The following is a 25,023-nucleotide window of genomic DNA, read 5'->3' on the forward strand; positions in this document are numbered from 1 at the left end:
TTTGTCGAGCTGACCCAGGCCAAGGACCTGGCGCTGGAAATGGCCAGTTGGTCGGTGTCCAGTGTCGCCAACAACCTTGATGTATTGCAGGCCGGCCTGGCCGACGACGGGGCTTATGGCCTCAAGGAAAGCCAGGGCAAGGAGGGGGCTGAGTTTATCGAGCAGGCCGGGCAGGTGGGGCAGGTTTCGCGCCTGATGTTGCAGGCCATGAATGAAGCGCGGGTGCGCCTGGATCAAAGCCGCAAGGGTGATGAGGACAGTGCCGGGCAAGGCCGTATCGAACAGGCCGATCAGGCCCTGGCCCAGGCTGAACAACTCAAGACCCTGGTCAAGGACCCCGGCTATCAGACCGTACTCAGCGAAGTGGTCGGGCATATCGGCGCCTTTAGCGAAAAACTCACCGAATACACCGACCTGCTCGCCCAGGAGAAGATCGTCTACCAGCAATTGCATGAGCGGGCGGCGCAGGTGGTTTCGCAGGTCAACCGGGCCTATGCCGAGCAGGACCAGTCGATGCAGGCGCAGTTGGCCGAAAGTAGCTTGCTGATCATTGTTTCCTCGGCCCTGGCCTTGTTGGTCGGGGTGATTGCTGCGTGGCTGATTACCCGCTTGATCGTGATGCCACTGCGCAGTGTGATCGCCGTGGCCCGGCAGATCGCCGCCGGGGATCTCAGCGGGCGCATGGATGTGAGCCGACAGGATGAAATGGGCCAGTTGATGCAGGCGATGCAGCAGATGGGCAGCGGCCTGAGTAGCATGGTCAGCGGGTTGCAAGCGGGGATTGAGCAATTGGCCAGCTCGGCCCAGTCGCTGTCCAGCGTGACCGAGCAGACCAATATCGAAGTCAGCAGCCAGAAAGAAGAAACCGAGCAGGTCGCCACCGCCATGAACCAGATGGCCGCCACGGTGCACGATGTGGCACGCAATGCCGAGCAGGCCGCGCAAGCGGCGCAGACCGCCGACGACAAGGTCGACAGTGGTCAGCAGGTGGTGCGCCAGAGCCTGCAGCGTATCGAGTTGCTGGCCAGTTCCGCGACATCCGCCAGCACCAGCATCGAGAGCCTGAGCGCGGAAATCCAGAACATCGGCAGCGTCTTGGAGGTGATCAAAAGCGTCGCCGAGCAAACCAACCTGCTGGCGCTCAACGCCGCCATCGAGGCGGCACGGGCTGGCGAGCAAGGGCGCGGCTTTGCGGTGGTTGCCGATGAAGTGCGGGCGCTGGCCAGGCGCACCCAGCAATCGACAGAGGAAATCGAGCGCCTGGTAAGCACCTTGCGCAGTGCCGCGCAGTCTTCAGTGCGTGATATCCAGCACAGCGGCGAACTGGTGAAGCTGGCCGTCAGCGATGCCCTGGAAACCGAAAGCGCCTTGGGCAGCATTGCCGCAGCGGTCTCGCTGATCCAACAAATGAACCAGCAGATCGCGGCCGCGGCCGAACAGCAGAGCTCGGTGGCCGAAGAGATCAATCGCAGCGTCACCAGCATTCGCGCCAGTGCCGATCAATCGGCGCTGAGCATGCAGGGGAACGCCGCCTCGAGTATCGAGTTGGCGCAACTGGGGGCGGAGCTCAAGGGCATGGTGGGGCATTTTCGGCTGTGATCTGAATTAGCCGCGCTGGGGGCTGTTGTGGTGAGAGGGCTAGCCTTCTCGCCACAACAGCCTTGTCGCCTCAGGCGTGATTGGCCAGAAAGGTGAGCAGCGCTTCGTTGACGAAATCAGGGTTTTCCCTGCTGGAAATATGCCCAGCGTCCGGGATCAACACCAGGTCACAACCGATCAGGTCAGCCATTTCCTGTGCTTCTGCAGGTGGGCGTGGCTGGTCATCGGTGCCACACATTACCAATGTCGTATTGGGGTCCAGGCGGGATAAACCTTCCAGTGCATCGTCACGACCGAAGATCAGGCGACCCAGGGGCACGATGCTGTGTAGCAGGCGGTCCCGGGGCAGGGCACGCAGGGACTGGCGGAAGTCCTGATACAGCGCAGAGTCGGGGTCGATACCGGGGCGGAAGAAGATCGGTACGATGATATCCAGTAGCGCATCAGAGATAGCCCCCGTGGCCTCAATCGCGCTGAGCAGTACGAAGTATTTTTCGCGGGTAGCCTCAGGCTCTGCGCCCAGGTAGGTGTCCATCAGCACCAGGCTATTGACCCGCTCGGGCGCCAGCAACGCCAGCGGCGCGCCCCACATGCCGCCGACTGACAAGCCCACCAGGTTGACCTTGGCAACGCCCAGGTGGTCCAGCAATGCCAGGGTCTGGCGCGCTAGGTCGTCCAGGCTGTGGGTCTGTGCTGGCATTGGGCCGGACTCTCCGTGGCCCCATAGCTCTGGCACGATCACTCGGTACTGTTGCGACAGCGCGGCAATCTGCGGGGCCCACATCTGCTGGTCCCACAGGTAGCTATGGCCGAGCAGGACAACCGGGCCAGAGCCTTGGTCCACGTAGTGCAAGGGTTGGTCATCAATGATGGCGACAGGCATGGCGGGCCTCCTTGGTCAAGCGCATGAAGTGCACTTTTGTACGCGAATTATAGAAGAGGGGATAGGCGCAGGATGATGGCACCGAGTGCAAGAAATGCACCCGGTGACTCAGTACAGGAGGTGATCAATCGTAGATGACTTTCTTTTTCCATTCGGCATCCGCGTCATCGGCTTTCAAGCCTGCGGTCAGTTCATTGACTTCTTCTGCGGTCTGCTGGCTGTTGGTCAGCACCATGGAGTTGGCGCGCGCCAATTGTTTTTCCAGGAGTTGCAAGTGCTGGCTGTAAGTGGCCGGCTCGGGTTGCTTGCGCAGGTATTGCACGCCGCGCTCGAAGGCCAGGCGTGCCTGGCCGGGCTGCGCCTGTTGCAATGCGTGTTGCCCCAGATTGTTGAAGAACTCGATATGCAGCAGCACCAGCAGGTGACGGATCTCACGGATCCAGTGCTTGGCCTCATTGGTGGGCAAAAAACCGTCCTGGGCGGCGCGGGTGACCTGGCCGTGCAGGGCTTCGAGCAGGAAGCGCACATCCTTGGCTTTGGCTTCGGTCTGGATCGGCCCCGGGGGGTTGTTCACCGGGATCGATTCGCCCTGGCCCACGAGGGCTTCCAGCTCGGCAATACGTGCCTTGATGGTTGCGCTGGATTTGTTGAGGTGGAGCATGCGTTGGTTGACGTTCAGTTCCAGGCGGGTCAGCAGCAGCTTGAGCTGCGGCGTCATCAGTTGGCCGGGGAACGTCTCGGTGATCTCGCCACAGCGGCGCAGCCGATCGTTGAGCTCTATCTGGGCCCGGGCTTTTTCCAGTTTGTTGTTTTCCACCACATGGTTCATGTAGCCAATGGCGATCAGTATTACGATCCCGGCTATTACCAGCAGGGTGATCATGAGTGGTGTCACCGGTGTGACCTCTTTATAGGATGTGCGTTGAAGTGTAGTGATTGGCGCATGCGGCGGATAGGACTCTTCGACGAGATGAGTCAGTGCTTTCACCTGTATATGTAGGTATCGTCTGTATAGATGCACATTGCCATCATTTGCCGGGCAGGACTATAACGCCTTGTCGGGCGCCAGAATATAGGCGCCAAAGCCTGGACGGCGAGAAACCCCGGCAGTGCCTGTAAAGCATGGCGAAGTCATTGATTTAAATAAATTTATCCTTGGGGGTTGACGACCTTTCAATCCATCCATAGAATGCGCGCCACTTACAGCGTAAAGCACACAGCGAAACGCGGTAGGGAGTGAATGTTGTACGTGTGTCCCCTTCGTCTAGTGGCCTAGGACACCGCCCTTTCACGGCGGTAACAGGGGTTCGAGTCCCCTAGGGGACGCCATTGCGGGAATAGCTCAGTTGGTAGAGCACGACCTTGCCAAGGTCGGGGTCGCGAGTTCGAGTCTCGTTTCCCGCTCCATTTTTAAACAGTGTGGCTTTCGGGCGGCACTGAGTGAAACCAGGACCAAGTCTTCGGACAAGGCCTCTGGGCACTGGAATACACACCATGTGTTTCAGTTAGCGTGTCCCCTTCGTCTAGTGGCCTAGGACACCGCCCTTTCACGGCGGTAACAGGGGTTCGAGTCCCCTAGGGGACGCCATTTGCGGGAATAGCTCAGTTGGTAGAGCACGACCTTGCCAAGGTCGGGGTCGCGAGTTCGAGTCTCGTTTCCCGCTCCATATTCAACAAAAACGCCGATCAGAAATGATCGGCGTTTTTGTTTGTCCGGGATTTAAGCTCGCAGTCAATGGACCCGCCGCAAGGGCGGGTCCAGGCCTTGGCTCAGAGTTTCGGCAACTGCCCGATACGCCCCATCATTTCGGTGACGATCTGCAGGTCCAGCAGGAACTGCTCGGTGGTCTTGAACTCGTTGTCGGTGTGCCCGGTGTACTTGGCGTCCGGCCGGGCCAGGCCGAATTGCACGCCATTGGGCAGATCATGCACGGACGTTGCGCCAGCGGAGGTGCCGAACTTGGATTCCATGCCCAGGTTTTCCGTGGCCACGGCCAGCAGTGCCTTGACCCACTCACCCTCGGGGTTGCGATACATCGGTGCGGCCACCGAGTAATCAAAGGTCGGCGAAATATGGGTCTTGTTACTCCAGGCGCTAAGCTTGTCGGCGATCTCTTTCTTGAGCGTTTCCGGGGATTTGCCTTTTGGTACTCGCAGGTTGACCGCCAGCTTGAAGGCTTTTTCATCCATGCCGACAAACGTCAGGGATGTGGTCAACGGCCCCATGAACGCGTCGGAAAAGCCCACGCCCAATTTGCCACCCAGGTAATCCAGGCCCCAGTTATCGGCGGCGTAGCGCGCAGCGTCGGTGATCTCGTTGTGCTTGAGTGCAACCTTGCCGTCCAGGCTGTTGATAAAGACCAGCATCCGCGCCACTGGGTTGATACCGGATTCGGGCTCGGAAGAGTGGGCTGACACCCCGGTAACGGTGAGCTTGACGTCTTTGCCATCAACCTTGGCATCCACCGTGAAATCGCCACCATTGGCTTTGGCAAATGCAGTGCCGGCCTGTTGCAGGCTGGCGGCCAGCTCGGCAGGTTTATCGCTGCGCAATGTGGCTACTGACGCCGAAGGAATCTGGTTGGTTGCGAGGCCGCCGGTCATGGCGATGATTTCGGCGCCCTTGCCATCGGCCTTGCGCTTGGCAAAGGTCGCCATGACCGTGCCATAACCTTTCTCGGCGATGACGACCGGGTAGCCGCCATCCAGCGCCAGGTTGTAGTTCGGCGTTGGGTTGTGTTCAAAGTAGTAGGGGATGGCGTCGCCGGTGGTTTCTTCGGTGGTGTCTACCAGCAGCTTGAAGTTGCGCGCCAGTGGCAGGTTTTCTTCCTTGATCACTTTCATGGCGTACAGCGTTACCACGATACCGTTCTTGTCATCTTCGGTGCCGCGCCCATACATGCGATCGCCAATCAATGTGACCTTGAAGGGGTCGAGTCGGGTGCCGTCTTTCAACACCCAGTTTTCCGGTGTTACCGGCACCACGTCGGCGTGGGCGTGAATGCCGACCACTTCATCGCCGGCACCTTCCAGGGAGATTTCGTAGACGCGATCATCGACATTGCGAAAATTCAGGTTGAAGGACTGCGCCAGGGCCTTGATTTTTTCGGCAATCTTTTTGAATTCGGGGTTGTCGTGCTGGGCAACACCCTCAACCTGGAAGGTCGGGATGGCCACCAGTTCACGCAGGGTTTCGGTGGCGGCTGCACCGTATTTCACCCGGGCATAGAGGCCTAGCAGGCGATGGATATCGTTCTGTTGCTCGGCGGTCAGCGGCTTGTTGTCGAGAAAGGCAGTGATGGCCGGGCCGAGATTGGCGGATTTCGCCATGTCGCTTTTGCCCAGGTTGCCGAGGAACGTGCGGAAGTCCTTGATCGAGGCGTCATTCAGCGTTTTGAGAATAGTCGCACTCTGTTGCGGGTTGATGCTGGCGACGGCAGACACACTAATTGAAGACAGGCTGGCGACCATCAGGGTGGCGGCGGCCAGGTGCTTGAGGGAGAAGTCCATTGCTGGGGCATTCCTTTGCAGGTGGTGAGTAAGAAGTTTCCGATTTTTATGTCGGAAACATTTTCACACACTAGCACCACCCACCTGCTGGAGGGGAGCCCCCCGGCAGGGTGATGTCCTATCTCAATAAGAAAACGCCGCCCGCCATCAGCCTGTCAGTCCAGGCTGTAGCGCACCGACAGCGTGCCCTTTTTCTCCGACAGGCCGAGGATCGTGACCTGGCCTACCTGGGCGAGGGCTTGTACATGCGTGCCGCCGCAGGCGTAGGCCGGCAGGTCACCGAAACCGACTTCCCGGGTGCCGCCGTCCAGCGTCATATGGCGTGGCAGGTCGGCGCCGATCCATTGGTTGACCTGTTCCTGCAAGGCATCAGCATGCATGTCTTGGGCCGATTCCCCACGGATAAAACTGATCTTGCCTTCACCGGGCCAGTGGTGGGCCTTGATCGGCATCCAGCCCAGGGTTTCACCGGCATTGCCGATCAAGTGCCCGGCAGAATGCAGGCGTGTATGCAGGGTGCGACGTTGGCCGTCGACCCGCGCTTGCACGGGGCCAAGGGCGACGGGCTGGTCGACGTAGTGCACGATGCGCTCTGCTTCCTGCACTACTTTCAATACGGTGCTTTGTCCCAGCCAGCCCGTGTCAAAGGGTTGACCGCCCCCCTGGGGGTGGAAAATGGTGGACTGCAGGACCACCGCAAACTGCTGCTCAACGGGCGTGCACTCCAGCACATCAACATCGGCAACCAGGTGGTCATGGGTAAAAAACAGGCGCTGGGTCATCGTCTACATCCGCATCAGGGTTCTACACAGCAGTATAAGTAGTGCGCCAATGGGTGATAATCCGCTGAAATCTCAATGGACTTATGCGTCATGAGCATCAATCTTCCTTTGCCACTGCTGGGCGAAATGGCGATTTTCGTCAGGGTGGTAGAAACCGGCAGTTTCTCTGCAGCAGCGCGCCAACTGGGGGCTTCGCCGTCGGCGGTGAGCCGCAGCATCTCGCGCCTGGAAAAGGCCCTGGCCACCCGGCTGTTGCAGCGCACCACGCGCAAGCTGCGCTTGAGCGAAGGGGGCGAAGAAGTCTTCAAGCGCTGCCAGGACATGGTCAATGCCGCGCGCTCGGTGATGGAAATCAGCGGTCAGTACACCCACGAGGCCGAAGGGCTGGTGCGTATCAGCGTGCCCAAGGCGGTGGGGCGGTTTGTGGTGCATCCGCATATGCCGGAATTCCTGCGACGTTATCCCAAGGTCGATGTGCAGTTGATCCTTGAAGATCGGCAGGTAGATTTGATTGATGACAATGTCGACCTGAGCATCCGCATCACCGATAGCCCGCCGCCGGGGTTGGTAGGGCGCCAGTTACTGCCCATCGAGCATCTGCTGTGTGCCACGCCGCAGTATCTGGCTGCCCATGGCACGCCGCTGCATCCCCATGACTTGCTGGAGCACAGTTGTATCTACCTGGGCGAAACCCCTGGGGACGCGCGCTGGAAATTCCGCCAGTCTGGCAAGACAGTGACGGTGGGCGTGCGCGGTCGCTATGCGGCCAATCACACAGGGGTGCGGTTGGATGCGGTGTTGCAGGATGTGGGGATTGGCAGCCTGCCGTATTTCACTGCTCGGCATGCCTTGGAGGAGGGGCGGTTGGTACAGGTGCTGGCGCAATGGGATTTCATTGCCTCGTACCATGGGGATGCCTGGTTGCTGCATTCACCCACGCGGTATTTGCCGCCAAAACTGCGGGTGTTTATCGATTATCTGGTGGAGTGCATGGCCAGGGAGCCGATATTGCGCCGGCGGTAGGAGCACGCTCGGAAATGTGTGCGGGCTTGTGTGGGAGCGGGCTTGCCCGCGATGGCGGTGTATCAGTCAACCAATGCATCGACTGACACTCAGCCATCGCGGGCAAGCCCGCTCCCACACAAGCCCGCTCTCACATTTGCTATTCAGTGTGTTCGGGATCAGTGCTTGGACTGGTCTTGGGGCATGGCCAGCAGCTGTTTTTCCTGGTTCCAGTCGAACGGTTCATCGTTCTGTTCGGCTTCGAAGCGGCGTTCTTCCAGGGCCTGGTACATATCCAGTTCTTCATCGGGCATGAAGTGCAGGCAATCACCGCCGAAGAACCAGAGCAGGTCGCGCGGCACCAGATGGGCAATCTGTGGGTAGCGCAGGATGACCTGGCTCATCATGTCCTGGCCCAGGTATTGGCTTTCGATCGGGTCGATGGGCAGCATGGCCCGCAGTTCATCAAAGCGTTCCAGGAACAAAGCGTGGCTTTCCTCGGGAACCTGTTCGGCTTCGCCGACGGCAACCAGGATACTGCGCAGGTGGTCGAGCAAGACGAGATGATCGGCAACGACGTTGGACACGAGAGTAAGTCCTCAAAAGCAAAAACGGGCGCGAGAGTATATAGCTCTCGCGCCCGCTTTTATATGACCGCCGGTATCAGCGGACTCGGCCAGGTGCCTGGGCCAACTCCTCTTTGCTGAAATCATCCACGTCGATCACCTTGCGCCGCGCAGCTTCCGCGTCCCGCAGGGTTTGTGCTTCAGCCGGTTGCAGCACGCCAGCTTCCAGTGCGGCATCGATGGCGTGTTCCCCGGCCCGTGGCTTGACCTGCCCGCTCTTGAGGGCGGCGTGCAGTGTTTTTTGCAACGGATGGCTGGCACCCAGCAGGTCGTAGGCATGTTGCAGCGCGCCAACCGGATCTTCCGCCGACTGTGGACGGTAGCAGCCTGCCAGCAGCTCTTCGAGGGTCGGATCGCCCTTGGCGCGTCCAATCACCGCCGCGACTTCGGCGTCCAGCGCATCGGATGGGCCTTTGTGGCGACGACCGAACGGGAACACGATGACCCGCATCAGGCAGCCCAGCACTTTGTTGGGGAAGTTGCTGAGCAACTCATCCAGCGCGCGCTCCGACTGGCCAAGGCTTTCCTCCATGGCCCAGGCAAACAGCGGTTCCAGATGGTCAGGGTAGTCGAGGTCGTGGTAACGCTTGAGCGCAGCCGACGCCAGGTACATATGGCTGAGCACGTCGCCCAGCCGTGCCGACAGGCGTTCGCGTCGTTTCAACTCGCCACCCAGCAGCATCATGCTCAGGTCCGCAAGCAGGGCGAACGCCGCGGCCTGGCGATTGAGTGCACGGAAGTAGCCCTGGCTCAAACGGTTGCCTGGAGCTTTTTCGAAGTGACCCAGGCCCAGGTTCAACACCAGGGTGCTGGCGGCGTTGCTCACGGCAAAGCCGATATGCTGCATCAACAGGCCATCGAACTCCTTGAGCGCCTGGTCGCGGTCTTCACGACCGGCCAGGGCCATTTCCTTGAGCACGAACGGGTGGCAGCGGATCGCGCCCTGGCCGAAGATCATCAGATTGCGCGAAAGGATGTTCGCACCTTCCACGGTGATGAAAATCGGCGCCCCTTGCCAGCTGCGACCCAGATAGTTATTGGGGCCCATGATGATGCCTTTGCCGCCGTGCACATCCATGGCGTGGCTGATGCACTCGCGACCGCGCTCGGTCAGGTGGTACTTGAGGATCGCCGAGAGCACCGAGGGTTTCTCCCCCAGGTCGACGGCATTGGCGGTGAGCATCCGTGCGCTGTCCATCAGCCAGGCATTGCCGCCGATTCGGGCCAGGGCTTCCTGGATGCCTTCGAAGGCGGAAAGTGGCACGTTGAACTGCTCGCGCACCTGGGCGTACTGGCCAGTCACCAGGCTGGTGAACTTGGCCGCACCAGTACCCACCGCCGGCAGGGAAATCGAACGGCCAACCGACAGGCAGTTCATCAGCATCATCCAGCCCTTGCCGAGCATCTCCTGGCCGCCGATCAGGAAGTCCAGGGGAATGAATACATCCTTGCCGGAGTTGGGGCCGTTCATGAAAGCGGCGCCCAGGGGCAGGTGACGGCGGCCGATTTCCACGCCAGGGGTATCGGTGGGGATCAGGGCCAGGCTGATGCCCAGGTCTTCTTCTTCACCCAGCAGGTGATCCGGGTCATGGGCCTTGAAGGCCAGGCCGAGCAGGGTCGCGACCGGGCCCAGGGTGATATAGCGTTTTTCCCAGTTCAGGCGCAGGCCGAGGGTTTCCTTGCCTTCCCATTCGCCTTTGCAGATCACCCCGGTGTCGGGCATCGCGCCGGCATCGGAACCGGCCAGCGGGCCAGTCAGGGCAAAGCACGGGATGTCATCGCCACGGGCCAGGCGTGGCAGGTAGTGGTTGCGTTGTTCATCGGTGCCGTAGTGCAGCAGCAGTTCGGCGGGGCCCAGGGAGTTGGGGACCATGACGGTGGAAGCGAGGTCGCCGCTGCGGGTCGCCAATTTCATCGCCACCTGGGAGTGGGCGTAGGCTGAAAAGCCCTTGCCGCCGTACTCCTTGGGGATGATCAGGGCGAAGAAGCCATGTTGCTTGATATGGTCCCAGGCCGCTGCCGGCAGGTCCATGGCCTGGCCGATTTCCCAGTCGGTGACCATGGCGCACAGCTCTTCGGTAGGGCCATCGATAAAGGCCTGTTCTTCTTCGGTCAACTGCACCTTGGGGTAGGCCAGCAACTTGTCCCAGTCGGGGCGGCCGCTGAACAGTTCACCGTCCCACCACACGGTACCGGCGTCGATGGCGTCGCGCTCGGTCTCGGACATTGGCGGCAGTACTTTCTGGAACCAGTTGAACAACGGTGCGGTGAAATACTGGCGGCGCAGGTCGGGCAGCAGCAGTGGCGCGGCGACTGCCGCCAGCAGGACCCAGAACACCAGCAGCAGCCAGCCCGGCGCATGGCTGAAGGCGCCCATCGCCAACAGATAGACGGCGACCACACCCAGGGCGGGCAGGGGCGCGGTACGACGGTGTGCCAGGTAGGCAATGCCGAGCACCAGAACCAGTATCCACAACAACAGCATATTCAATCCTCCGTGAAACCAGGGGCAGAAGCACCCTCAGAGCTTAGCCGGCATCCGGAAAAGCGGTGCCTGAGGGTGTTACGTGGTGTGGCGGGAAATGCTCTCCAGTCACAGGCAGCAGGCGCCGACATTTGGCCGAATCGTCGTTATCCCTCGGTCGGGCCTGTGGTTAGACTCCAGGCTCGCCTCGGAGAAAATCCCCATGAATGCGTACTTGAGTCCCAGCCGCTTCATCGATAGTGACCACCCTGCGGTGGTGGAGTTCGCCGAAAAACACCGCGGTGTGAGCCGCGATCCCCGTGACCAGGCAGTCAGTCTGTATTACGCCGTGCGTGAAGCGGTGCGCTACAACCCTTACACCTTCAGTCGCGATCCGCAAACCCTGGCGGGCAGCTACGCCCTGGCCGCCGGGCAGAGTTATTGCGTGCCCAAGGCCACCCTGCTGGCCGCCTGCGCCCGGCATTGCGGCATAGCGTCGCGTATTGGCCTGGCGGACGTGCGCAATCATTTGTCGACCCCGCGCCTGATCGAGTTGCTCAAGAGTGATGTGTTCGCCATGCACGGCTACACCGAACTGTATCTGGACGGGCGCTGGGTCAAGGCCACGCCAGCGTTCAACAGCCAACTGTGCGAATTATTCGATGTGCCGCCACTGGATTTCGACGGGATCAATGACAGTGTGTTTCACCCCTTCAACCGCCAGGGACAGCGCTCCATGGAGTACGTGGTGGACCATGGGCAATTTGCCGAGGTGCCCGAGGAGTTCTTCTTTTCCCACCTGGAGAAATGTTACCCACACCTGTTTGGTGAGCAGTCGCCGAAAGTGTTAGGCGATATGCAGAGTGATTTGAGTCGCGGCTGAACCGGCGTATGCTGCTGCGGCATTCATCCACTGGGAGGCGGTCATGCTGAAGATCTGGGGTCGTAAAAATTCGTCAAACGTCAGGAAGGCACTGTGGTGCGCCGAGGAGCTCGGCCTGGACTATGAGGCAATTGATGCGGGCGGGGCCTTTGGTGTGGTCGATACGCCGCGATATCGGGCGTTGAACCCTAATGGCCGGGTGCCGATGATCGAGGACGGCGAGTTCGTGTTGTGGGAATCCAACACCATCGTGCGTTACCTCTGCGCCAAACAGGCATCGAGCTGGTACCCCACGGATCTGCAGGCGCGAGCCAGCGCCGAGAAGTGGATGGACTGGACCACTTCGACCTTTGCCGAACCGTTCAAGACGGTGTTCTGGGGCATTCTGCGAACCCCGGCCGAGCAACAGAACTGGGACAACATCCATGCCGGGCGCAAGGCCTGTATCGAGGTGTTGAACACCGTGGACCAGGCCCTGGCCGAGCAGCCCTACCTGTCCGGCAGCGAGATCGGCATGGGTGACATTCCCCTGGGCAGCTTTATCTATGCCTGGTTCGAGATGCCTATCGAGCGCCCGTCGATGCCCCATCTGGAGGCGTGGTACCAGCGTTTGCAGCAACGCCCGGCCTATCAAAAAGCGGTTATGACCGCGTTGACTTAATACTGACTATTAATACAGGTGACTGTACTTGTGCGGCGCGGGCAAGCACCATGCTTGCCGTGCGCCGCAGTTGTATTGCGTAGGGCGCGCCCTTATCTATTCTTTCTATTCCCTTCCTTGGTGCGTAATCCGATATGAGTTCCGCTCTGTCCATCCGGCAGCTAACCAAAACCTACGGCAACGGTTTCCAGGCCCTGAGTGGTATCGATCTGGATGTCGCTGAAGGTGACTTTTTTGCGTTGCTCGGCCCCAACGGTGCCGGCAAATCCACCACCATCGGCATTCTGTCGACCCTGGTCAACAAGACCAGTGGCACGGTGAATATCTTTGGTCACGACCTGGACAAATCCCCGGCTGCCCTCAAGCGCAGCATTGGCGTGGTACCCCAGGAGTTCAACTTCAACCAGTTTGAAAAGACCTTCGATATCGTAGTGACCCAGGCCGGTTACTACGGCATCCCGCCGAAGGTCGCCAAGGAGCGCGCCGAGCAGTACCTGACCCAACTGGGGTTGTGGGACAAGCGCGACGTGCCATCACGTTCCCTGTCCGGCGGCATGAAGCGGCGCCTGATGATCGCCCGTGCCCTGGTGCACGAGCCGCGCCTGCTGATCCTCGACGAGCCGACGGCGGGGGTGGACATTGAGTTGCGTCGCTCGATGTGGACCTTCCTCACCGAACTGAACCAGAAAGGCATCACCATCATCCTCACCACCCATTACCTGGAAGAGGCTGAACAGTTGTGCCGCAACATCGGCATCATCGACCACGGCACCATTGTCGAAAACACCAGCATGCGCAACCTGCTGGGCCAGTTGCATGTGGAGACGTTCCTCCTCGACCTGAAGAACAACCTGTCGGTGCCGCCGCAACTGATCGGCTACCCAAACCGCCTGGTAGATAGCCATACCCTGGAAGTACAGGTCGATAAAGCTGTGGGCATCACCGCGCTGTTCAGCCAGTTGGCCTTGCAGAATATTGAGGTGTTGAGCCTGCGTAACAAAACCAATCGCCTTGAGGAGTTGTTCGTGTCCCTGGTGGAGAAAAATCTGGCGAAGGTGGCGGTATGAGTTCCGAGTTCCAACCCAACCTGGTAGCGCTCAATACCATCGTCTACCGCGAAGTGAAGCGCTTCATGCGCATCTGGCCGCAGACCCTGCTACCGCCAGCGATCACCATGGTCCTGTACTTCGTGATCTTCGGGAACCTGATCGGCCGGCAGATTGGCGACATGGGCGGCTTCACCTACATGGAGTACATCGTGCCGGGGCTGATCATGATGTCGGTGATCACCAACTCCTACGGCAACGTGGTGTCGAGTTTCTTTGGCAGCAAGTTCCAGCGCTCCATCGAAGAACTGATGGTCTCGCCGGTCTCGCCGCACACCATCCTGATCGGCTACACCCTGGGCGGCGTATTGCGCGGCCTGATGGTCGGGGCGATTGTGACGGTGCTGTCGATGTTCTTCACCGACCTGCAGGTGCATCACCTGGGGGTGACCATCCTGGTAGTGGTGCTGACGGCGACGATCTTCTCGCTGCTGGGCTTTATCAACGCAGTGTTTGCGCGCAACTTCGATGATATTTCGATCATCCCGACCTTTGTGCTGACACCGCTGACTTACCTCGGCGGGGTGTTTTATTCGATCACCTTGCTGCCGCCGTTCTGGCAGACCGTGTCGATGGCCAACCCGGTGTTGCATATGGTCAATGCCTTTCGCTACGGGATCCTCGGGGTGTCGGATATCAAGATCAGCGTGGCGATCACCTTCATGATCGTGGCGACGGTGGTGTTGTATATCGGCTGCGCGCGGTTGCTGGTGAGCGGGCGTGGTATGCGTACCTAAGCAAGGTCTAAAAATGTAGGGGCTGGCTTGTGTAGGAGCGGGCTTGTGTGGGAGCGGGCTTGCCCGCAATGGCAGTGGGTCAGTCAACTGTATCTAACCTGACACTCCGCTATCGCGGGCAAGCCCGCTCCTACACAAACCTGCTCTCACATTTGGATTTGTGTGTAGCTCAGGGCTGCAGGGCGATTTCGATCAGCTCATGCAACTCCTCAACCCGCATCGGCGCAGCGCCAAACAGAATCCGAAACACCGTCGGCGCCGCCAGCAGATTGATCAGCCGATCCACGCTGGGCAATGCCTGGCCGCTACCCTGGTAACGATCCAGGATCACCTGCAACTGCCCGCCCAGAATGGTCACGCAATACCCCGGCGTCTGGCTGCACTGCACGTCGCGCATCATGTTGCGCCCCGGTTCCGAACTCATCTCGTCCAGATACTGCTCGGCCCAGGCTTGCAGATCGCCGCGCAGGTTGCCGGTGTTGGCCGGCTCGCTGTCCGGGCGCATGCGGGCCAAGGCGACGTCGGCGAGCAGGGCGGCGAGGTCGCCCCAGCGCCGGTAAATGGTCGACGGAGTGACCCCGGCACGTGCAGCGATTTGCGGCACGGTCACGCTGGCGCGCTCTTGCTCTTGTAGCAACTGGCGCACCGCCGAATGAACTGATTCTTGTACCCGGGCACTTCGGCCCCCCGGGCGGAGGCCTTCTTTTATCGCCATGCCAAAACCTTAACACAAAGAATTTGCTTTAAGCCCGATGCAGTAGCACACTCCGCAAAAGCAAAATATTAGCTTTAGCGGAGCGTGCCCATGTCCACCGTCACTTCTTACCGTTCCAGCCTGGTGTTCCTGGCGATCACCCTGCTGACGTTTCTCGCCGCCTCCAGTGCGCCGACGCCGTTGTATCACCTTTACCAGGAAGGCCTGCATTTTTCCGCCGGCACCCTGACCCTGATCTTCGGCGTCTATGCCTTGAGCCTGCTGGCAGCGTTGCTGACTGTCGGCTCGCTATCGGATCACCTGGGACGCAAACCCGTGATCTTCGCCGCGCTGGTCTTGAATATGCTGGCGATGCTGCTCTTTATCCACGCAGACAGTGTCGCCTGGCTGATCGCTGCCCGCACCTTGCAGGGGTTTGCCACAGGCATGGCTACCGCCGTACTCGGTGCCGCCTTGCTCGACACTGACCGCCAGCAGGGCCCGTTGGTCAACAGTGTTGCGCCCTTGCTGGGCATGGCTTGTGGCGCCATGGGCAGCAGTTTGCTGGTGGAGTTCGCGCCGCTGCCGACCCAGTTGATCTATTGGGCCTTGTTTGCGCTGATGCTGGTGCAGAGCCTCTATGTCTGGCAGCTACCGGAAAGCGTCAGCCGCATGCCGGGCGCGCTAGCCTCGCTATGGCCCACCTTGCACGTGCCGCCCCAGGCGCGTCGGGCCTTGTGGCTGTCGCTGCCGGTGGATATCGCCGTGTGGGCGATGGGCGGTTTTTACTTGTCACTGGCACCGTCGCTGGTGCGCGCGGCGACCGGTTCGACTTCCAACCTGATCGGTGGCGGTCTGGTCGCCGTGTTGACCCTCAGTGGCGCGGTGATGATCTTCAGCCTGCGCAATCGCCCGGCAGATAAGGTATTGCGCTTGGGAGCAGGCCTGTTGGCCACGGGTGTTGCGCTGATTCTCGGCGCGGTCCACAGCGCCAGCCTGCCACTGTTTTTTCTCGCGACGCTGGTCGCCGGTAGCGGTTTTGGCGCGGGTTTCCTCGGCGCGGTGCGCAGTGTGGTGCCCCTGGCGTTGCCCCATGAGCGGGCCGGGTTGATGTCGGCGTTTTACGTTCTCAGTTACCTGGCGTTTTGCCTGCCGGCCCTGCTGGCGGGCAACCTGACCCGTAGTTTTGGCCTGATTGCTACCACCGACGGCTACGGTGCGGTGCTGATCGTATTGGCGCTCGGGGCCTTGATTGGCTTGATGAAGCAAGCACCGGTCAAGGCTGTATATAGGTGAAATAGATAACAGTTAGAGATATTACCCGTTATATAGATATTCGCTGCGCTTCTATCATGGGCTCAACCTCATACGAGGAAGAGGATTGAACCATGACGTGCCCCAATAGCATTGCCACTCGTTACAAACCGTTCAGCCACTTGGCGGGCCCCAGGGAGGTGATTCGCCAGTTCACCCCCAACTGGTTCGCTGCCACCATGGGGACCGGCGTGCTGGCGTTGGCCCTGGCGCAATTGCCGGTGCAACTGCCGGGCGTCTATGCCATCGCCGAAGGGCTGTGGTTGCTGACGATTTTCCTGTTTGTGTTGTTCAGCGGCTTATACGCGGCGCGCTGGGTGATGTTCTACGACGAGGCGCGGCGGATTTTCGGGCACTCCACGGTCTCGATGTTTTTCGGCACCATTCCCATGGGGCTGGCAACCATCATCAACGGCTTGCTGCTGTTTGGCCTGCCGCGCTGGGGCGAGGGCGTGGTGCAATTGGCCGAAGCCCTGTGGTGGATAGACGTGGCGATGGCCCTGGCGTGCGGGGTGTTGATCCCGTTCATGATGTTTACCCGTCAGGAGCACAGCATCGACCAGATGACGGCTGTCTGGCTGCTGCCGGTGGTGGCTGCCGAAGTCGCCGCCGCCAGTGGTGGCCTGCTGGCGCCGCACCTCGCCGACGCCCATTCGCAACTGGTGATGCTGGTGACCAGCTACGTGCTCTGGGCATTTTCCCTACCGGTTGCATTCAGCATTCTGACGATCCTGATGCTGCGCATGGCCCTGCATAAACTGCCCCACGCCAATATGGCTGCATCGAGCTGGCTGGCCCTTGGCCCGATCGGCACCGGCGCCCTGGGTATGTTGTTGCTGGGCAACGATGCGCCGGCGATTTTCGCCGCCAATGGGTTTGCCGGTATCGGCGCGATTGCCGAAGGCCTGGGGCTGGTGGCCGGTATCACCCTGTGGGGCCTGGGCTTGTGGTGGATGTTGATCGCGGTGCTGATCACCCTGCGTTACCTGCGCGCCGGTATTCCATTCAACCTGGGCTGGTGGGGCTTTACCTTCCCGTTGGGGGTGTATGCCCTGACCACCTTGAAACTGGGCAGTACCTTGCACCTGGCATTTTTCAGCGTGACCGGCAGCGTGTTGGTCGCCGCCCTGGCCCTGATGTGGCTGGTTGTCGGCAAGCGCACCGTGCAGGGTGCCTATAAAGGCGAGCTGTTTGTTTCACCGTGTATTGCAGGATTGGGGAATAAGTAAGCGGGATTAGGTAAAGTCGTGGCCTGAAAAATCAATAAAGCCTTCCGGCCACCAGGAACACGGACGATGAGCCACCCCTCGCAATTCACCTTGCTGCGCAAACGGCGCTTTTTGCCGTTCTTCATTACTCAGTCCCTGGGCGCGTTCAACGACAATATCTTCAAGCAATCGTTGATCCTCGCCATTCTCTACAAGCTGGCGATCGAGGGCGACCGCTCGATCTGGGTCAACCTCTGCGCCTTGTTGTTTATCCTGCCGTTCTTCCTGTTTTCGGCCCTGGCCGGGCAGTTTGGCGAGAAATTCAACAAGGATGCATTGATTCGCGCGATCAAGATCGGCGAGATCGTGATCATGGCCGTCGGCGCCGTGGGCTTTATGACCAATCACCTGGAACTGATGCTGCTTGCGCTGTTTGCCATGGGTACCCATTCAGCGCTGTTTGGCCCGGTGAAGTACTCGATCATGCCGCAAGCCTTGCACGAAGAGGAATTGGTCGGCGGTAATGGCTTGGTGGAGATGGGCACGTTTCTGGCCATTCTCGCCGGGACCATCGGCGCCGGGGTCATGATGTCCTCAACCGACTACGCGCCTGTGGTGTCCACCGCCATTGTCGCGATTGCGGTGCTGGGTTACCTGGCCAGCCGCGGCATCCCTCGCGCTGCGGCATCGAGCCCCGAGATGCGCCTGGACTGGAACATCTTCAGCCAATCCTGGGCCACCTTGCGCCTGGGCCTGGGGCAAACGCCGGCCGTGTCGCGCTCGATTGTCGGCAACTCGTGGTTCTGGTTTGTCGGGGCGATTTACCTCACGCAAATCCCGGCCTACGCCAAAGAGTGGCTGTATGGCGATGAGACAGTGGTGACCCTGATCCTCACGGTGTTCTCGGTCGGTATCGCGTTGGGCTCGATGCTCTGTGAAAAACTCTCCGGGCGTAAGGTGGAAATCGGCCTGGTGCCCTTCGGGTCGTTTGGCCTGACAGTGTTTGGCCTATTGTTGTGGTGGCATTCCGGCGGCTTCCCGCAGAACGTCCAAGCCAACGATTGGCTTGCTGTCCTGGGTTACAGCCAGGCCTGGTGGGTGTTGATCGATATCCTCGGCCTGGGGGTATTTGGCGGTTTCTATATCGTGCCGCTGTACGCCTTGATCCAGTCGCGCACCGCCGAGAACGAGCGGGCGCGGGTGATTGCCGCCAACAATATTCTCAATGCGTTGTTCATGGTGGTCTCGGCGATTGTCACCATCCTGCTGCTGAGTGTGGCCAAGCTGTCGATCCCCGAGCTGTTCCTGGTGGTGTCACTGCTTAACATTGCGGTCAACACCTACATCTTCAGGATCGTGCCCGAGTTCACCATGCGCTTCATGATCTGGCTGCTCGGCCACTCCATGTACCGCGTGCAGCATCGCGGCCTGCAACACATCCCGGACGAAGGCGCGGCGTTGCTGGTGTGCAACCATGTGTCGTTTGTCGATGCATTGCTGATTGGTGGGGCGGTGCGTCGGCCGATTCGTTTTGTGATGTATTACAAGATCTACCGTTTGCCGGTGCTCAACTTTATCTTCCGCACGGCGGGGACGATTCCGATTGCCGGGCGCCATGAAGACCTGGAGATCTACGAAAAGGCCTTCCAGCGTATCAGCCAATATCTGAAGGACGGGGAGCTGGTGTGTATCTTCCCGGAAGGCAAATTGACCGCCGACGGTGAGATCAACGAGTTCAAGAGTGGGGTGACGCGGATTCTTGAGGAAACCCCGGTGCCGGTGATTCCCATGGCGTTGCAGGGGTTGTGGGGGAGCTTTTTCAGCCGCGATCCGAACAAGGGCATCTTTCACCGGATCTGGTCGCGGGTGACGTTGGTGGCGGGGCCGCCGTTGGCGGTGGAGCAGGCGACGCCAGAAGCCTTGCAGGAACAAGTGCTGGCATTGCGTGGCACCACCCTGTAGGACCCGGCTTGCCGGCGATGGCGTCCGCAAAAAGGGCCTCATCGCCGGCAAGCCGGCTCCTACAACAGCATCAGGCGCTGACCTTGAGACCAATCAGCCCGGCAATGATCAGCGCTACGCTGGCCAGCCGGAACAGCGCCATGGACTCGCCAAACAGGATAATCCCGGCGATCACCGTGCCCACGGCGCCCACACCGGTCCAGATGGCATAGGCGGTGCCCAGCGGCAGCTCCTTCATGGCCAGCCCCAGCAGGCCGAGGCTGACGGCCATGGCGGCAATCGTCAGGGCGGTAGGCAGCGGCTTGCTGAAACCGTCGGTGTATTTCAGGCCGACAGCCCAGCCAACTTCAAACAGCCCGGCGAAAAACAGAATGACCCAGGACATAAAGACCTTCCTTTTAGAAGTGGGGTCGTCCCCGGATTGAATGCTCGAACGAGTCGCGGGGTCGTCCCCGCGAAGGTTCGTAGAGTGCCGAAAAGCCAGCATCCGATCAAGTTTCGGCGAGGGCCTTGCGGTCTTCTTTCTCGCTCATCCGGCGGAAATACGTCGACAACAACGCCCCGGAAATATTGTGCCAGACGCTGAACAGCGCACTCGGCACCGCCGCCAGCGGCGAGAAGTGCGCACTGGCCAGTGCGGCACCCAGCCCTGAGTTCTGCATGCCTACTTCCAGCGCCAGCGACTTACGTTGGGCCAGTGGCAGCTTGAACACGCGGCCGGTGAAGTAACCGAGCAAATAGCCGAAGCTGTTGTGCAGCATCACCACCGCCATGATCAGCAGGCCCGATTCGGCAATCTTCGCCTGGCTCGCCGCGACCACGGCCGCGACAATAATCACGATGCTGACCACCGATACCAGCGGTAATACTTCGACGGCATGCCGTACGCGATCACCCAGTAAGCGTTGCGCCAATACCCCGAGGACAATGGGCAGCAGCACCACTTGCAGGATCGACCAGAACAACTCCATGAACGATACCGGCAGCCACGCGGAAGCCAGCAGCCAGATCAGCGCCGGGGTCAGCAGCGGGGCGAGGAGGGTGGTGACGGCGGCGATGGCCACCGACAATGCGAGGTCGCCCCGGGCCAGCCAGGTCATCACGTTGGACGAGGTGCCGCTTGGGCAGCAACCGACCAGGATCACGCCGACGGCGATTTCCGGTGGCAGGTGGAAGGCCTGGCACAGCAACCAGGCCACACCGGGCATGATCACAAAGTGCGCGACCACGCCCAGGGCTACGCGCCATGGATGGCGAGCAACCTCGGCGAAATCTTCAAGTTTGAGGGTCAACCCCATGCCAAACATCACCAGGCCCAGCAGCGGCACAATGGCGCTTTTCAGGCCGATGAACCAACTGGGCTGAAGGAACGCGACCACGGCAAAGATCAGCACCCAGTAGGCGAAAGTATTGCCGACGAAACGGCTCAAGGCGGCGAGTGCGCGCATGGCGATGTCCTTATTATTAGAGTGCTGGGAGTGGTAGCCCAATCAACTGTAGGCGCTGGCTTGCCAGCGATAGCGTTGGGTCAGTCAGTGACTCTGCAACTGATACACCGCCATCGCTGGCAAGCCAGCTCCTACATTGAGTGTGTGCGTTTAGATACCTTGCGGGGTCTCTTCACCGCCCAATGCTTGCACCAACGCCGGCAGGAAGTCGCCAAAGGTCAGCATCATCAGGGTGAAGCTGGCATCCAGTTGGCCCAGGGCTTCGTCGCCGCCGTCCTGTTCGGCCTGGTCTTGCAGCAGGTCTTCGAACTTCAGGCGCTTGACGGTCATTTTGTCGTCGAGCATGAAGGACAATTTGTCCTGCCAGGCCAGGGACAGTTGGGTCACGACCTTGCCGGTGGTCAGGTGCAGCTGGATTTCTTCGCCGGTCAGGTCCTGGCGCTTGCAGCGCACAATGCCGCCGTCTTCGTGGGTGTCGCGCAGTTCGCATTCGTCGAGCACGAAGAAGTCATCGGCCGGCTTCTGGGTGGTGACCCAGTCGGTCATGATTGCGGTTGGCGCGGTTTTCACGGTCAGCGGACGTACCGGCAGGGTGCCGATCACTTCACGCAGGGTCGACAGCAGGTCTTCGGCGCGCTTGGGGCTGGCCGAGTTCACCAGGATCAGGCCCTGTTTCGGCGCGATGGCCGCAAAGGTCGACGAACGACGGATAAACGCGCGTGGCAGGAAGGCCTGGATGATTTCATCCTTGATCTGGTCCCGTTCCTTTTTGTAGACCTTGCGCATTTGCTCGGCTTCGATCTCTTCGACCTTTTCCTTCACCGCATCACGCACCACGCTGCCTGGCAGGATACGTTCTTCCTTGCGCGCAGCGATCAGCAGGAAGTCACCGCTGACGTGCACCAGGGGCGCGTCTTCACCTTTACCAAAAGGTGCGACGAAACCGTAAGTGGTCAACTCCTGGCTTGCACAAGGGCGCGCCGGTTTGGTGGCCATTGCAGTTTCCAACGCCTCGGCATCAACAGGCAGATCTTGGGTCAGGCGATAGATAAGCAGGTTCTTGAACCACATGGGGTGAGTCTCTCCTTTATACAAAGTGGGGCATTATTCTCTTGATAAGGCCGCAGGCCAACCCTGCCTAAGCCATTGGAAGGGCTGAAAAAAAAGATTTAAGAAAGTGCTTGCCAGACTTGGGGTCGCTCCGTAGAATGCGCGCCACACCGAAACGAAGGGTGATTAGCTCAGCTGGGAGAGCATCTGCCTTACAAGCAGAGGGTCGGCGGTTCGATCCCGTCATCACCCACCATTCGCTTCATGTGTTACGCGCAGCGGTAGTTCAGTCGGTTAGAATACCGGCCTGTCACGCCGGGGGTCGCGGGTTCGAGTCCCGTCCGCTGCGCCATATTCGGTAACCTGGAACACTGAACGCCAGGTCACCACAGAAAGCCCGCTCATTGAGCGGGCTTTTTGCTGTCTGGGGTTTGCGTTTGTGCTTTTGTAGGAGCGAGCTTGCTCGCGAAGATTGTTAACGATGATGCGGGCATCCTGGGTGCACGCGGTGCTCTCAGGTTCTTCGCGAGCAAGCTCGCTCCTACAGGGATTGCAAAAAAACGCCCCCGGTCATTGCCGATGACCGGGGGCGTTTTTTATTGGGGGTTTAGAAATCCCAGCGCGTGGTGACCATGAAGTTGCGCGGTTCACCATAGGCGGCGGAGTTATAGAAACCGATATTGGTGTAGTAGGACTTGTCGAAGATGTTGTTGACGTTCAGCGTTGCCGACAGGTTCTTGGTGACCTGGTAGCGGGTCATCAGGTCCACCAGCCAGTAGGCCTCCTGGGAGAACTCCTCATACCCGCCATGTGGGTTGTTGTAGATATCCTGCCAGCCCACGCTCTGCCAGCGCACGCCACCGCCGACGGTCAATTTGTCGAGGTCGCCCTTGAGTTTGTAGGTGGTGTACAGCTTGATCTGGTCTTCAGGCTCGAACGTGGAGATTTTCACGTCCTTGTCATCGCGCACGATCTTGTGGGTATAGCCCGCCTGTAATTGCCAGCCGGGGGCAATCTCGCCGGACATTTCCACTTCGTAGCCCTTGGTCACAGCCTTGCTGCTCTTATAGGCGTAGTTGGACGGGATTGGCGTCTGGTTGTTGTACTCGTCATCGGAGAGGGCGCGATTGGACTCGTGGATTTCAAAGTACGCCGCGCTGGCGTTTACCCGGCCGTCGAGGAAGTCGGCTTTCACCCCCAATTCCCAGTTCTGGCCTTCATCGGGCTCAAGCAGCTTGTTATCCCGGTCGCGGTTGTAGTTTTCCTGGGGCATGAAGATGTCGGTGTAGCTGGCATACACCGAGTAGGTGTCGTTCAGGTCGTAGACAGCACCGACATACGGCACGAAGCGCCCGGATTCACGATAGTTGGGGTTGTAGCCCGTGACCTGGTAGTTGACCACTCGACCGCCCAGCAGCAGCTTCAGGTCATCGGCCAGATTCAGGCGGGTGGTTACATAGGCGCCGGTCTGGCGCACGGTGTCGTCGGTCAGGGATTGGGCATTGCCCCAGTCCGGGAGGGTCGCGTGGCCGTGCCAGTTATTGAAGTCGACGATGTTCGGGCTCAGGTTCCAGTAGCCTTTACCTTTCCACTCCGAGGCGCTGATGGATCCGCCCAGCACCAGTTCATGTTCGCGGCCGCCCAGGCTGAACGGGCCGCTCACGTACAGGTCGGCGGAATCGCTGACCGTTTCCCCGGTGTATTTGCCCGAGGTCAACTGTGCGGTGCCGTCCGGCTGTGGCTGGTCGCCCTGGATCGAGCCCATCAGTGCGTGGTAGCCGTTGATCTTGTGGTCCAGTTGCAGCTTGGTCACCCAGCCATCACCCAGGTCATGTTCGAGCATGGCGAATACGGTGCGCGTGTACTGCTCCCAGCTGCTCCATTCGGCGGCGTTGTTGAACGAGCGCTTGACCTTGTTGCGATCACCCTTGGAGTTGATCAGCGGGAAGCTGCCTGACCAGGAAGAACCCTTGGGCAACGTGTCCTGGTAATCACCGCCGACGGTCAGCAAGGTGTCCGGTGACAAGTCGAACTCCATGATGCCGTAGTACGTCGGGCTCTTGCGCGAGTAGTGGTCCATGAACGAATGCTTGTCCTGGTAGGCTGCGACCGCCCGGCCGCGCACATTGCCGCTTTCGGTCAGTGGGCCGCTGACGTCCAGTTCGCTGCGATAGTTGTCCCAGGAACCGGCGCCGAGGGTGGCGTGCCCCTGGAAATCGGCGGTGGGCTTCTTGCGTACCAGGTTGATCGTCGCGCCCAGGGAGCCGGCGCCGGTCAGCAGGCCAGTGGCGCCCTTGAGCACTTCGACGCGGTCATAGATCGCCATGTCGCTCAGGGTATTGCCCGCCGAATAGGCGACGTTACGCGCCGTCGAAGGAATGCCGTCGTACTGGAAGTTATTGATCGAAAAACCGCGGGCGTAGTAGTTGCTGCGCTCGCTGTCGAAGGCCGACACGGTGATGCCCGGGGTATGGCGCATCACGTCGTCGACGTTGTTCAGGCCGAAGTCATCCATGTGCTGGCGCGTAACAACGCTGACGGACTGTGGGGTTTCCTTGGGGGTCAGCACCAGGCGCGTGGCGGTGGCGATGCTGCCGGGCGTGTAGGAACCGCTGTCTTCAGTGACGTTACCCAACTGATTGCCGGTGACCTGGGTCGGGCCCAGTTCCATGCTGCCGTTGCTGGCAGCGGGCGCGGGTTGCAGTGCATACACTTGGTCGCCCTTTACCGCGATGTAGCCGCTGCCCTGCAGCAACCGGTCGAAACCGTCCTGTATGCCGTAATTGCCTTGCAAACCCGGGCCATTGAGGCCTTCCAGTTCCCTGGACTGGAACACAATCGCCACGCCGGCTTGCTGGGCGAAGCGGTTAAGCGAGCTGCCCAGCGGCCCGGCGGGAATGTTGTAAGCCTGGGCAGCGGTGCTTGGCGTATCCGCCTGGGCCAGGTTGATGTGCAAGGCGCCAACGGTGGCGGCGAGCATGGCCAGGGAAAATGGCGCGCTTCTTAGCAGGGCAAAGCGCCCGCGAAGGTAGGAAGGGGTGTGCATGGTGAAGGCAATCCTTTATGTGTCGAATTACCTTGCTTGACGGGCAAC

Annotated in this window: 20 protein-coding genes, 6 tRNA genes and 1 pseudogene; 16 read left to right on the forward strand and 11 right to left on the reverse strand. The window is 60.1% G+C overall.

The window, feature by feature from the left end; translation table 11 throughout:
- Nucleotides 1-618: 618 nt before the first annotated feature.
- Together GDV60_RS27065 and GDV60_RS27070 are read left to right on the forward strand one after the other, a co-directional pair.
- Nucleotides 619-687: pseudogene (locus GDV60_RS27065) on the forward strand (hypothetical protein); the annotation flags it as partial.
- A gap of 207 nt (nt 688-894) precedes the next feature.
- Nucleotides 895-1,599 (forward strand): methyl-accepting chemotaxis protein, encoded by a 705-nt coding sequence (locus GDV60_RS27070; RefSeq protein ID WP_371923399.1) that lies wholly within the window; start codon nt 895-897, stop codon nt 1,597-1,599.
- Between the two features lie 70 nt (nt 1,600-1,669).
- Here GDV60_RS27070 and GDV60_RS09025 read toward each other — a convergent pair whose 3' ends face one another.
- Together GDV60_RS09025 and GDV60_RS09030 are read right to left on the reverse strand one after the other, a co-directional pair.
- A complete protein-coding gene (locus tag GDV60_RS09025) occupies nt 1,670-2,482 on the reverse strand; it encodes an alpha/beta fold hydrolase (protein ID WP_159906905.1) in 813 nt (270 codons plus the stop codon).
- A gap of 124 nt (nt 2,483-2,606) precedes the next feature.
- The gene (locus GDV60_RS09030) at nt 2,607-3,377 is read right to left on the reverse strand and encodes a hypothetical protein (protein WP_092234781.1); all 771 of its coding nucleotides are present in this window, start codon (nt 3,375-3,377) and stop codon (nt 2,607-2,609) included.
- A 358-nt stretch (nt 3,378-3,735) separates the two neighbouring features.
- On the opposite strand from GDV60_RS09030, the gene GDV60_RS09035 reads away from it, so the two are divergent.
- The 4 genes from GDV60_RS09035 to GDV60_RS09050 all read left to right on the forward strand — a co-directional run bounded on the left by GDV60_RS09035 (nt 3,736) and on the right by GDV60_RS09050 (nt 4,149).
- Nucleotides 3,736-3,811, forward strand: a tRNA-Glu gene (locus tag GDV60_RS09035).
- A 2-nt stretch (nt 3,812-3,813) separates the two neighbouring features.
- Nucleotides 3,814-3,889 (forward strand) — tRNA-Gly (locus GDV60_RS09040).
- Nucleotides 3,890-3,994: 105 nt separating this feature from the next.
- A tRNA-Glu gene (locus tag GDV60_RS09045) sits at nt 3,995-4,070 on the forward strand.
- A 3-nt stretch (nt 4,071-4,073) separates the two neighbouring features.
- Nucleotides 4,074-4,149: transfer RNA gene (locus tag GDV60_RS09050), tRNA-Gly, on the forward strand.
- Between the two features lie 103 nt (nt 4,150-4,252).
- Here the strand turns inward: GDV60_RS09050 and GDV60_RS09055 are convergent.
- Both GDV60_RS09055 and GDV60_RS09060 read right to left on the reverse strand, forming a co-directional pair.
- Nucleotides 4,253-5,992 (reverse strand): dipeptidase, encoded by a 1,740-nt coding sequence (locus GDV60_RS09055; protein ID WP_029292758.1) that lies wholly within the window; start codon nt 5,990-5,992, stop codon nt 4,253-4,255.
- Between the two features lie 155 nt (nt 5,993-6,147).
- On the reverse strand, nt 6,148-6,774 hold the full coding sequence (locus GDV60_RS09060; RefSeq protein WP_159906907.1) for an alanyl-tRNA editing protein: 627 nt from the start codon (nt 6,772-6,774) through the stop codon (nt 6,148-6,150).
- Between the two features lie 90 nt (nt 6,775-6,864).
- On the opposite strand from GDV60_RS09060, the gene GDV60_RS09065 reads away from it, so the two are divergent.
- Nucleotides 6,865-7,797 carry a LysR family transcriptional regulator gene (locus GDV60_RS09065; protein ID WP_159906909.1) on the forward strand — a complete coding sequence of 311 codons (933 nt, stop codon included), beginning with the start codon at nt 6,865-6,867 and terminating at the stop codon, nt 7,795-7,797.
- A 158-nt stretch (nt 7,798-7,955) separates the two neighbouring features.
- On the opposite strand, the gene GDV60_RS09070 is transcribed toward GDV60_RS09065, so the two are convergent.
- Nucleotides 7,956-8,363: a PA2817 family protein gene (locus GDV60_RS09070; RefSeq protein WP_159906911.1), complete on the reverse strand. Its 408-nt coding sequence runs from the start codon at nt 8,361-8,363 to the stop codon at nt 7,956-7,958.
- 76 nt (nt 8,364-8,439) lie between these two features.
- Nucleotides 8,440-10,887, reverse strand: coding sequence for an acyl-CoA dehydrogenase (locus GDV60_RS09075; RefSeq protein WP_159906913.1), 2,448 nt, complete (start codon nt 10,885-10,887; stop codon nt 8,440-8,442).
- Nucleotides 10,888-11,089: 202 nt separating this feature from the next.
- Between GDV60_RS09075 and GDV60_RS09080 the strand changes: the two genes are divergently transcribed.
- The 4 genes from GDV60_RS09080 to GDV60_RS09095 all read left to right on the forward strand — a co-directional run bounded on the left by GDV60_RS09080 (nt 11,090) and on the right by GDV60_RS09095 (nt 14,253).
- The gene (locus GDV60_RS09080) at nt 11,090-11,749 is read left to right on the forward strand and encodes a transglutaminase family protein (protein WP_029292768.1); all 660 of its coding nucleotides are present in this window, start codon (nt 11,090-11,092) and stop codon (nt 11,747-11,749) included.
- 43 nt (nt 11,750-11,792) lie between these two features.
- Nucleotides 11,793-12,410, forward strand: a complete 618-nt coding sequence (locus GDV60_RS09085) for a glutathione S-transferase family protein (protein WP_104911887.1) — start codon at nt 11,793-11,795, stop codon at nt 12,408-12,410.
- Between the two features lie 134 nt (nt 12,411-12,544).
- Nucleotides 12,545-13,477, forward strand: coding sequence for an ABC transporter ATP-binding protein (locus GDV60_RS09090; protein ID WP_029292772.1), 933 nt, complete (start codon nt 12,545-12,547; stop codon nt 13,475-13,477).
- Nucleotides 13,474-14,253, forward strand: coding sequence for an ABC transporter permease (locus GDV60_RS09095; protein WP_029292774.1), 780 nt, complete (start codon nt 13,474-13,476; stop codon nt 14,251-14,253). Before GDV60_RS09090 ends, GDV60_RS09095 begins: the two co-directional genes overlap by 4 nt.
- A gap of 169 nt (nt 14,254-14,422) precedes the next feature.
- Here GDV60_RS09095 and GDV60_RS09100 read toward each other — a convergent pair whose 3' ends face one another.
- Nucleotides 14,423-14,968, reverse strand: coding sequence for a TetR/AcrR family transcriptional regulator (locus tag GDV60_RS09100; protein WP_159906915.1), 546 nt, complete (start codon nt 14,966-14,968; stop codon nt 14,423-14,425).
- Nucleotides 14,969-15,058: 90 nt separating this feature from the next.
- Between GDV60_RS09100 and GDV60_RS09105 the strand changes: the two genes are divergently transcribed.
- From GDV60_RS09105 to GDV60_RS09115, 3 genes are all read left to right on the forward strand, one after another.
- Nucleotides 15,059-16,243 carry an MFS transporter gene (locus tag GDV60_RS09105; protein WP_104911889.1) on the forward strand — a complete coding sequence of 395 codons (1,185 nt, stop codon included), beginning with the start codon at nt 15,059-15,061 and terminating at the stop codon, nt 16,241-16,243.
- 92 nt (nt 16,244-16,335) lie between these two features.
- Nucleotides 16,336-17,490: a TDT family transporter gene (locus GDV60_RS09110; RefSeq protein WP_092235002.1), complete on the forward strand. Its 1,155-nt coding sequence runs from the start codon at nt 16,336-16,338 to the stop codon at nt 17,488-17,490.
- 66 nt (nt 17,491-17,556) lie between these two features.
- Nucleotides 17,557-19,431 carry an MFS transporter gene (locus GDV60_RS09115; protein ID WP_029292781.1) on the forward strand — a complete coding sequence of 625 codons (1,875 nt, stop codon included), beginning with the start codon at nt 17,557-17,559 and terminating at the stop codon, nt 19,429-19,431.
- Nucleotides 19,432-19,501: 70 nt separating this feature from the next.
- Here GDV60_RS09115 and sugE read toward each other — a convergent pair whose 3' ends face one another.
- The 3 genes from sugE to rdgC all read right to left on the reverse strand — a co-directional run bounded on the left by sugE (nt 19,502) and on the right by rdgC (nt 21,950).
- Nucleotides 19,502-19,816, reverse strand: coding sequence for a quaternary ammonium compound efflux SMR transporter SugE (gene sugE / locus GDV60_RS09120; RefSeq protein WP_032859283.1), 315 nt, complete (start codon nt 19,814-19,816; stop codon nt 19,502-19,504).
- 106 nt (nt 19,817-19,922) lie between these two features.
- Nucleotides 19,923-20,879 (reverse strand): bile acid:sodium symporter family protein, encoded by a 957-nt coding sequence (locus GDV60_RS09125; protein WP_092235007.1) that lies wholly within the window; start codon nt 20,877-20,879, stop codon nt 19,923-19,925.
- Nucleotides 20,880-21,029: 150 nt separating this feature from the next.
- Nucleotides 21,030-21,950 carry a recombination-associated protein RdgC gene (gene rdgC, locus GDV60_RS09130; protein WP_092235010.1) on the reverse strand — a complete coding sequence of 307 codons (921 nt, stop codon included), beginning with the start codon at nt 21,948-21,950 and terminating at the stop codon, nt 21,030-21,032.
- A 159-nt stretch (nt 21,951-22,109) separates the two neighbouring features.
- Here rdgC and GDV60_RS09135 point away from each other — a divergent pair.
- Together GDV60_RS09135 and GDV60_RS09140 are read left to right on the forward strand one after the other, a co-directional pair.
- A tRNA-Val gene (locus GDV60_RS09135) sits at nt 22,110-22,185 on the forward strand.
- 19 nt (nt 22,186-22,204) lie between these two features.
- A tRNA-Asp gene (locus GDV60_RS09140) sits at nt 22,205-22,281 on the forward strand.
- A 255-nt stretch (nt 22,282-22,536) separates the two neighbouring features.
- Here the strand turns inward: GDV60_RS09140 and GDV60_RS09145 are convergent.
- Nucleotides 22,537-24,975 (reverse strand): TonB-dependent siderophore receptor, encoded by a 2,439-nt coding sequence (locus tag GDV60_RS09145; protein WP_159906917.1) that lies wholly within the window; start codon nt 24,973-24,975, stop codon nt 22,537-22,539.
- Between the last annotated feature and the right edge of the window lie 48 nt (nt 24,976-25,023).

Source organism: Pseudomonas sp. DTU12.1 (assembly GCF_009873475.1).
Taxonomy (GTDB): Bacteria; Pseudomonadota; Gammaproteobacteria; order Pseudomonadales; family Pseudomonadaceae; genus Aquipseudomonas; species Aquipseudomonas proteolytica.